At 63.4% G+C, this 4,318-nt stretch carries 4 protein-coding genes; all 4 read left to right on the top strand.

All coding sequences use genetic code 11. The annotated features are described in order from the left end of the window. Positions 1–13: 13 nt before the first annotated feature. Positions 14–388, top strand: coding sequence for a 30S ribosomal protein S12 (rpsL, locus tag ACILQR_RS15735; RefSeq protein WP_013269204.1), 375 nt, complete (start codon positions 14–16; stop codon positions 386–388). A 69-nt stretch (positions 389–457) separates the two neighbouring features. Beyond that, the gene (gene rpsG / locus ACILQR_RS15730) at positions 458–931 is read left to right on the top strand and encodes a 30S ribosomal protein S7 (RefSeq protein ID WP_395652324.1); all 474 of its coding nucleotides are present in this window, start codon (positions 458–460) and stop codon (positions 929–931) included. Positions 932–1,093: 162 nt separating this feature from the next. Further along, positions 1,094–3,175 (top strand): elongation factor G, encoded by a 2,082-nt coding sequence (gene fusA, locus ACILQR_RS15725; RefSeq protein WP_395652323.1) that lies wholly within the window; start codon positions 1,094–1,096, stop codon positions 3,173–3,175. 85 nt (positions 3,176–3,260) lie between these two features. Next, positions 3,261–4,318, top strand: a 1,058-nt coding sequence (gene tuf / locus ACILQR_RS15720; protein WP_395652322.1) for an elongation factor Tu, incomplete at its 3' end; no start/stop codon positions are given.

Genomic DNA, 4,318 nt, shown 5'->3' with positions numbered 1-4,318 from the left:
GACGAGACCCTAAATGCCTACGATCAACCAGCTTATCCGCAAGCCCCGCAAGCCCAAGCCCGTGCGCAACAAGGTGCCGGCCCTGGAAGGCTCGCCCCAGCGCCGCGGCGTCTGCACCCGCGTCTATACCACGACCCCCAAGAAGCCGAACTCGGCTCTGCGTAAGGTCGCCAAGGTTCGTCTGGCCAAGTCCGGCTACGAAGCCGTGTGCTACATCCCCGGCGAGGGTCACAACCTGCAAGAACACTCGGTTGTTCTGATCCGCGGGGGCCGCGTGAAGGACCTTCCCGGCGTTCGCTACCACATCCTGCGCGGCGTTCTCGATACGCAAGGCGTCAAGGACCGCAAGCAGCGCCGTTCGCACTACGGCACCAAGCGTCCGAAGTAAGCCGAACCGCACTTTCAGATTCAGCCGGTTCCATCTGGCTTCCCAAGAACGATTTAGAAGGCCCAACTCATGTCACGTCGTCACCGCGCCCAGAAACGCGAAGTCCTGCCGGATCCCAAATACAAGGATCTGACCGTCACCAAGTTCATGAATTACGTCATGTACGAGGGCAAGAAGGCCGTCGCCGAGAACATCGTCTATGGCGCCTTCGACATCCTGGCCGACAAGAAGAAGGACTTCGAGCCGGTCCAGACCTTCCACACCGCCCTGGAAAACGTCCAGCCGTCGGTCGAAGTCCGCTCGCGTCGCGTCGGCGGTGCAACGTACCAAGTGCCGGTCGAGGTTCGCCCCGATCGTCGCCGCGCCCTGGCCATCCGCTGGCTGGTGAACGCCGCGCGCAAGCGTGGTGAGAACACCATGACCGAAAAGCTGGCCGCCGAACTTCTGGACGCCTCGAACAACCGCGGCACCGCGGTCAAGAAGCGCGAAGACACCCACAAGATGGCCGAAGCCAACCGCGCCTTCAGCCACTACCGCTGGTAATGCCTGCGGGGGACGCCTTCAAAGCGTCACCTGCGATGACTATCTAAGGGTTTGCGGCGCGGGCGGTTTGAGCTAAATCGCCCGCGCCCGCTTATCCGAAACCGTTCGATCTTCCCGAGGGCGCTACCGGCGTCCTGAACATACCATTCAAGGCACGCTTTCATGGCCCGCACGCACAAGCTCGAGGACTACCGCAACTTCGGCATCATGGCCCACATCGATGCGGGCAAGACGACGACGACCGAGCGGATCCTGTATTACACCGGCAAGAACCACAAGATCGGCGAAGTCCACGACGGCGCCGCGACCATGGACTGGATGGACCAGGAGCAGGAGCGGGGGATCACGATCACCTCGGCTGCGACCACGGCCTTCTGGCAGGGCAAGCGCCTGAACATCATCGACACCCCCGGCCACGTGGACTTCACCATCGAAGTCGAGCGTTCGCTGCGCGTCCTCGACGGCGCCGTGACGGTGCTGGACGGCAACGCCGGCGTCGAGCCGCAGACCGAAACCGTCTGGCGTCAGGCCGACAAGTACAACGTTCCCCGGATCGTGTTCGTCAACAAGATGGACAAGATCGGCGCCGACTTCGATGCCTCGGTCCAGTCGATCCGCGACCGCCTGGGCGCCAAGGCCGTCCCGATCCAGTTCCCGATCGGCTCCGAGTCCTCGCTGTCCGGCCTGGTCGACATCGTCGCCATGAACTCGGTGGTCTGGGACAACGACGCCCTGGGCGCCAACTTCACCGTCGGCCCGATCCCTGACGATCTGATGGCCAAGGCCGTCGAGGCCCGTCAATACCTGATCGACAACGCAGTCGAACTCGACGACGAAGCCATGGAAGCCTACCTCGAAGGCACCGAGCCCTCGATCGAAGTGCTCAAGAAATGCATCCGCAAGGCCGTGCTGACCGGTGCCTTCTATCCGATCCTGTGCGGCTCGGCGTTCAAGAACAAGGGCGTCCAGACCCTGCTCGACGCCGTGGTCGACTACCTGCCGTCGCCGCTCGACATCCCGCCGACGCCGGGCATCGACTTCAAGACCGAAGAGCCCGTCGTGCGTCGCGCCTCGGACGACGAGCCACTGTCGATCCTGGCCTTCAAGATCATGGACGACCCCTTCGTCGGCTCGCTGACCTTCTGCCGCCTGTATTCGGGCAAGATGGAAACCGGCCAGAACCTGCTGAACTCGTCGCGCGACAAGCGTGAGCGCGTCGGCCGGATGCTGCAGATGCACTCCAACAACCGCGAGGACGTCAAGGAAGCCTATGCCGGCGACATCGTCGCCCTGGCCGGCCTCAAGGACACCCGCACAGGCGACACCCTGTGCGATCCCATGAAGTCGCCGGTCATCCTTGAAAAGATGGAGTTCCCGGCGCCGGTGATCGAGATCTCGGTCGAGCCCAAGACCAAGGCCGACCAGGAAAAGCTGGGCGTCGCCCTGGCCAAGCTGGCGTCGGAGGATCCGTCCTTCACCGTCTCGACCGACCACGAGTCGGGACAGACCATCCTGAAGGGGATGGGTGAGCTTCACCTCGACATCAAGATCGATATCCTGAAGCGCACCTACAAGGTCGAGGCCACCATCGGCGCGCCGCAGGTCGCCTATCGTGAATCGCTCGGCCGCAAGGTCGACATCGACTACACCCACAAGAAGCAGACCGGTGGTACGGGCCAGTTCGCCCGCGTCATGATCACCTTCGAGCCCGGCGAACCCGGCTCGGGCTTCGTGTTCGAGAACTCGATCGTCGGCGGCGCGGTGCCCAAGGAATATATCCCGGGCGTCGAAAAGGGTCTGAACAACTCCAAGGACAATGGCCTGCTGGCCGGCTTCCCGCTGATCGACTTCAAGGCGACCCTGACGGACGGCAAATACCACGACGTCGACTCCAGCGTGCTGGCGTTCGAAATCGCGGCCCGCGCCGCCTTCCGCGAACTGAAGGACAAGGGCGCGCCCAAGCTGCTCGAGCCGATCATGGCCGTCGAGGTCGTGACCCCCGAGGATTACCTGGGTTCGGTCATCGGCGACCTGAACGGCCGTCGCGGCATGATCCAGGGTCAGGACATGCGCGGCAACGCCACCGTCGTGAACGCCTTCGTGCCGCTGGCCAACATGTTCGGCTATGTGAACACGCTTCGCGGCATGTCGCAGGGCCGCGCGGCCTTCACCATGCAGTACGACCACTACGAGCCGGTGCCGCAACACGTCGCCGACGAAGTCATCAAGAAGTACAGCGCCTAACCCAAACCAATCCCGGCGGGCGTCGCCCGCCGGACCCCTGAAAAATCTAGGATATGCCCCCTGTTCAGGGGACGGAGAGAAGAGAATGGCCAAGGAAAAGTTCGAACGTAACAAGCCGCATTGCAACATCGGCACGATCGGTCACGTTGACCACGGCAAGACGACGCTGACGGCGGCGATCACGATGACGCTGGCCAAGGCCGGTGGTGCCAAGGCCATGGCCTATGCCGACATCGACGCTGCGCCGGAAGAAAAGGCCCGCGGCATCACGATCAACACCGCGCACGTGGAATATGAGACGGCCAACCGTCACTATGCCCACGTCGACTGCCCCGGCCACGCCGACTATGTGAAGAACATGATCACCGGCGCCGCCCAGATGGACGGCGCGATCCTGGTGGTGTCGGCCGCCGACGGCCCCATGCCCCAGACCCGCGAGCACATCCTGCTGGCCCGTCAGGTCGGCGTGCCCGCCCTGGTGGTGTTCATGAACAAGGTCGATCTGGTCGACGACGCCGAGCTGCTGGAACTCGTCGAGATGGAAGTGCGCGAGCTGCTTTCGTCCTACCAGTTCCCGGGCGACGACATTCCGATCACCATGGGCTCGGCCAAGGCCGCGACCGACGGCGTGAACCCGGAAATCGGCGAGAACCAGGTTCTCAAGCTGATGGAAACCGTCGACGCCTACATCCCGCAACCGGAACGCCCGGTCGACCTGCCCTTCCTGATGCCGGTCGAGGATGTGTTCTCGATCTCGGGCCGCGGCACCGTGGTCACGGGTCGCGTCGAGCGCGGCATCGTCAAGGTCGGTGAGGAAGTCGAGATCGTCGGCATCCGTCCGGTCCAGAAGACGACCTGCACGGGCGTGGAAATGTTCCGCAAGCTGCTGGACCAGGGTCAGGCGGGCGACAACGTCGGCGTGCTGCTGCGCGGCACCAAGCGTGAAGACGTCGAGCGCGGTCAGGTCCTGTGCAAGCCGGGCTCGATCACCCCGCACACCAAGTTCCTGGCCGAAGCCTACATCCTGACCAAGGAAGAAGGCGGCCGTCACACGCCGTTCTTCACGAACTATCGCCCGCAGTTCTACTTCCGCACCACGGACGTGACCGGCATCGTTCACCTGAAGGAAGGCGTTGAGATGAT

The organism is Brevundimonas sp. (assembly GCF_044239655.1).
Lineage (GTDB): Bacteria > Pseudomonadota > Alphaproteobacteria > Caulobacterales > Caulobacteraceae > Brevundimonas.
Note: the sequence above shows the minus strand (reverse complement) of the source record. Positions and strands in the feature narration are given on the sequence as shown.

What these genes read in the sequence shown, in the direction of transcription:
- rpsL (WP_013269204.1), top strand. Translation starts at nt 14, where the DNA reads ATGCCTACGATCAACCAGCTTATCCGCAAGCCCCGCAAGCCCAAGCCC.
- rpsG (WP_395652324.1), top strand. Translation starts at nt 458, where the DNA reads ATGTCACGTCGTCACCGCGCCCAGAAACGCGAAGTCCTGCCGGATCCC.
- fusA (WP_395652323.1), top strand. Translation starts at nt 1,094, where the DNA reads ATGGCCCGCACGCACAAGCTCGAGGACTACCGCAACTTCGGCATCATG.